This is a genomic window from Marinagarivorans sp. (assembly GCF_982758155.1).
Genome location: NZ_CEXWTU010000316.1, coordinates 1 through 4,502 on the forward strand (window position 1 = coordinate 1; position 4,502 = coordinate 4,502).

Below are 4,502 nucleotides of genomic sequence, written 5' to 3' on the forward strand. Positions count from 1 at the left end.
AAGGGGCGCATGCCGGGGCATGTAACGCTTTGGGCAACGCAGTTGAGGAAGTAGGGGGCAAGTATTATTGGATAAAGTATTTTTTCCTCGGCCCTAAGCTTTTAAGGCGCGCAGCTACTTTGCTGCGCTTTTTTGGCAAATCGGCTGTAGAAAATTATCAATGTCTTGCAATGTGGGCGCAAGGAAGTGCAACCCTCGGCTGGTCGCAACAATAATATCCTTATGGCTCACTCCAGAATAAATATGCTTTTGTGTCGGCACGCCAGCTTCCTGAAGTTTTTGTTGTAACACGGTTGCCGATTCGGGCACCACAATCGTGTCGTCTTCACCATGTAATAGAAGTGTTGGTGGGTTGTTTGTGTGGATGTGGTTAACGGCTAATGCTTGTATTTGTTGTGCTGGATTTTCGCCAAACATATCTAGCCAGCGCGTTTTTTGCGAGGGCAAAAAGAAGTCGTGCGGTCCCGATATCGAGACGTAGCCTGCGATCTGTTTTTTATCTAATCCTATACCGTTTAAATAGCTTGGGTCAAAGCTCACCAAACCGGCGAGCATCGCGCCAGCGGAGTGTCCCATTAATATCAGCGGTCTATCCTCCGCTAGCTGCTGAACTTTTGGGTGGGTAATGCTTAAGGCAAAATCTTCTACAAAAACAGGGAATTTCACTTCAGGGTAAAGGCGGTAGTTTGGGATAACCACCGAATGTCCTAGGCGCGCTAAGGCGGCCCCCACGAAACCATACATGGCTTTGTCTCCGCTATCCCAACTGCCGCCATAGGCAAAAATAACAACGCAGCCGTCGCGCTTCTTTTGGGGGTGATAAATATCGAGCCGTTTCCTGCCGTGCTTGCCGTAAGGGATATCAATTTCTGCTCGGTACTTAGCGGCATTATTTAGCAGGTTGAGAAAACTTGTAGGGGAGCAAGCTGAGATAAGCGGCAAAAGAAGGCATGAAAATAGCATGCGAGCTGTAAACGAAGGTTTGTCTGACATACTTGTTTCTATTAGGGTGTTGTTGGGCGATTTTGTACCGAGCGCGAAGCTGATATCTTGGATTGTTGTATTAGATTACCTTTTTTATCCCGAGTAGTCTCTTGCAGGGCGTAAAGACACTTTGTCTGCGGCGGTAAATTGATTACACTGCATCAACATTTAACCAAGGATAAAACAATGTTTAAAATATTGCATGAAAGCGAGTCGTTAGGGACAACGTTATTTGAAAGTGGCGATCCTGAGGCTCGTACGGTTTCGGGCGCCTTTAACAATCTTGGTGGTGCGATTGCGTTAAGTGCCTGGATCGTTTCGAATGGCGGCACAGAGGATGGCGAGGCTGTCTTTATCGTATTGACCGATGCTTTTTCTGTGACAACGGCAGATGGCGTAGCGCTCGATATTAAAGAGGGGACTTTAATTACTGTGCCTGATGAAGGTGAAGCCTATATTGAAATCGTTCTTAATGATGCGCAGGATTATCAGCAGTATTTCCCAGAGCATGTATCCGCTGTGGTTTCAAACGTGTAGCGATCTAAGTCTGTTTTTACCCCATAAAAAACGCCGCATTTCAGCGGCGTTTTTTTATGGGGTTATGGTAATGGTATTAGTCGTCCAGTTCTGAGCCGAGTAATATGCCGCGCAAGGAGTTCGGTAGCGCTTCTTCAATCATAATGTCGGCAAATTTACCAATGAGCTCAGGTTGATCGCAGCTGAAGTTTACGACGCGATTATTCTCGGTGCGGCCCGAGAGTTGGCCTGGATCTTTTTTAGAGTATCCGGTCACCAGGACGCGCTCGGTATTGCCGACCATCTTACGGCTGATTTCTTGAGCTTGCTGAACAATGCGGCGCTGCAGTATTTGTAGACGTTCTTTTTTCTCGGCAGGGGAAATGTCATCGGCATAGCTGGCAGCCGGTGTTCCGGGGCGAGGGCTGTAAATAAAGCTGAACGAGGTGTCGAAGCCGACGGCTTGAATCAGGTTCATTGTTGCTTCGAAATCTTTTGCGGTTTCGCCGGGAAATCCGATGATGAAGTCTGAGCTGAAGCTCATGTTTGGGCGCAGGGCTTTAATACGGCGAAGCTTCGATTTGTACTCTAGCGCGGTATGGCCACGTTTCATGGCCATAAGAATGCGATCAGAGCCGCTTTGTACGGGCAAGTGAATGTGGCTGACGAGCTCTGGTACTTCTGCGTACACATTAATCAGGCTGTCGGTGAATTCCACGGGGTGTGATGTGGTGTAGCGAATGCGGTCGATACCGTCGACTTGTGCGACCAAGGTGATTAGCTCGGCAAGGTCTACGATGCCGTCTGGGTCTTCGCCGCGATAGGCATTGACGTTCTGGCCTAAAAGATTGATCTCGCGAACATTCTGGCTGGCTAAGTGCGCAACCTCTTGCAGTACATCTGCGGCTGGGCGACTGACTTCTTCGCCGCGAGTGTAGGGCACTACGCAAAATGTACAATATTTAGAACAGCCTTCCATTACCGATACAAAAGCGCTAACGCCGTTGGCTTCTGGTTGTGGGAGATTGTCGAATTTTTCAATTTCGGGGAAACTGATATCGACCAGCACGGTGCCGTCGGCTTGAGGCTTCTTGTCGATCATTTCGGGTAGGCGGTGAAGCGTTTGTGGGCCAAAGATGAGGTCGACAAAAGGTGCGCGGTCGGCAATGGCTTCGCCTTCTTGACTCGCGACACAGCCGCCAACGCCGATCACCAGGTCTGGATTCTTTTGTTTAAGGTGCTTCCAGCGGCCGAGCTGATGAAAAAGTTTTTCTTGCGCTTTTTCTCGAATGGAGCAGGTGTTAACCAGCAGTACGTCGGCTTCTTCGGGGTTGTCGGTGGGCACCATCTCGTGCGATTCGCCCAATAAATCTCGCATACGAGACGAATCATATTCATTCATTTGACAGCCGTGCGTCTGAATAAACAGCTTTTTAGTTGGCTTAACCGGTGTTTCTGGTGTGGCGGGCGCGGTGGCTTGCTCTGACATAGGAGATGGCTCTGGTAACACAAAAAAATGAGCGCACATTATACGCAGCTTAGGTCGGTCTTGCATGGTGTGCTTTGAGTAAAGGTGAAATATTAATGTTTAATTGGGCTACACATTTCTGTATATGCGTTGGTTTTATGTCGTAAGCTTGGTAATGTGCGCTTGTTTTTCGTTCTACAGCCCTAATTTTGGGGCTGAATGTGTTTTTGAGAGTTTTTATGGCCAGTACCCCCATTTATAAAGTGATTTTTTATAATCAAAACCAAGTCTTTGAGGTTTTCGCTCGTGCGATTTTTCAAAGTGAAATGTATGGTTTTATTGAGGTTGAAGAGTTTGTTTTTGGCGAGCGATCGCAGCTTGTGGTCGACCCTAGTGAGGAAAAGCTCAAAAATGAGTTTGCCGGCGTGATGCGTTCTTACATTCCTGCGCATTCGGTGATCCGTATCGATGAAGTCGAAAGTGAGGGTGCGGTGAAGGTGATTGATATAAAACCTGGTGAGAAGTCCAATATGGTGCCGTTCCCGATCATGAACCCTAAGCCTGATTAGTATGCCGCTGAATTTTCGCGTTCAAGGTGAGCTAAATGACGATGCGTTACCGATTGTATTGGTGCATGGATTATTTGGTTCTATGGAGAACCTTGGCGCATTGGCTCGTTCGTTGTCAGCTCACTTTAGGGTTTATAGCGTAGATTTACCGAATCACGGGCGATCTCCGCATGTCGATACTATGACGTTATCGAGCATTGCGGGTGCGTTGCTTGAGTGGATGGATGAGCAAGCAATTGCGCAGGCCTTTTATATTGGGCACTCGCTGGGTGGTAAGGCGGTAATGGAGATGGCGTTAATGGCGCCTGATCGGTGCCTTAAACTAGCGGTTATTGATATTGCCCCCGTGCACTACGAACCGCATCATCTCGCGGTATTTGACGGGCTGCTGTCTATTAGTCCGGCCGAATTATCCTCTCGTACTGCCGCTGATGAAGCCTTGAAACGCTTTGTTCCTGAGTCGGCAGTACGCAGCTTTTTACTTAAAAATTTGCAAAAAAACGAAGTCGGTTTCGTTTGGCGAATGAATTTACCGGCTATTCATCACGATTACCCGGCGCTTATAGCGGCCAACCGTGAGGCAAAAACGCCCTTTGAGGGGGAGGTTTTGTTTGTTAAGGGCGGCGATTCCCCGTATATATTGGAGTCGCACCGCACGGCGATTCTTTCTCGATTCCCTAAGGCTAAAACTCGCGTTGTGATGGGGACTGGTCACTGGCTGCATGCCGAAAAACCAGACCATGTTGCCCAGATATTACTTCGATTTTTAGTGCCGAAGTAGGGTTTTTGCTGTTCCGCTTTGTGAAAACCACCAATGCTAGTCGCGTTGGTCTATTCTTAGGGGCGAGGCAATAATAGTTTGTCCAATTAGACGAAGGCGCCTGTTTTCTCAGCAAGGCGCTCGAAGGGACGCATGCCGGGGCATGTAACGCTTTGGGCAACGCAGTTGAGGAAGTAGGAGGCAA

5 protein-coding genes are annotated in these 4,502 nt (G+C 48.4%); 3 read left to right on the top strand and 2 right to left on the bottom strand.

Annotated elements, in window-relative coordinates:
• Positions 1 to 114: 114 nt before the first annotated feature.
• Positions 115 to 993, bottom strand: coding sequence for an alpha/beta hydrolase (locus tag AC3A8L_RS20130; protein WP_487964060.1), 879 nt, complete (start codon positions 991 to 993; stop codon positions 115 to 117).
• A gap of 177 nt (positions 994 to 1,170) precedes the next feature.
• Here AC3A8L_RS20130 and AC3A8L_RS20135 point away from each other — a divergent pair, with 177 nt between their 5' ends.
• Entirely contained in the window at positions 1,171 to 1,521 is a 351-nt protein-coding gene (locus AC3A8L_RS20135; protein WP_487964061.1) for a hypothetical protein, read from the top strand.
• Positions 1,522 to 1,597: 76 nt separating this feature from the next.
• Here the strand turns inward: AC3A8L_RS20135 and miaB are convergent, their stop codons facing one another.
• Entirely contained in the window at positions 1,598 to 2,989 is a 1,392-nt protein-coding gene (miaB, locus tag AC3A8L_RS20140) for a tRNA (N6-isopentenyl adenosine(37)-C2)-methylthiotransferase MiaB (RefSeq protein WP_487964062.1), read from the bottom strand.
• Between the two features lie 218 nt (positions 2,990 to 3,207).
• Here miaB and AC3A8L_RS20145 point away from each other — a divergent pair, with 218 nt between their 5' ends.
• Positions 3,208 to 3,537, top strand: a complete 330-nt coding sequence (locus tag AC3A8L_RS20145) for a DUF1820 family protein (RefSeq protein ID WP_487964063.1) — start codon at positions 3,208 to 3,210, stop codon at positions 3,535 to 3,537.
• A 1-nt stretch (position 3,538) separates the two neighbouring features.
• A complete protein-coding gene (locus tag AC3A8L_RS20150) occupies positions 3,539 to 4,318 on the top strand; it encodes an alpha/beta fold hydrolase (RefSeq protein WP_487964064.1) in 780 nt (259 codons plus the stop codon).
• Positions 4,319 to 4,502: the final 184 nt, after the last annotated feature.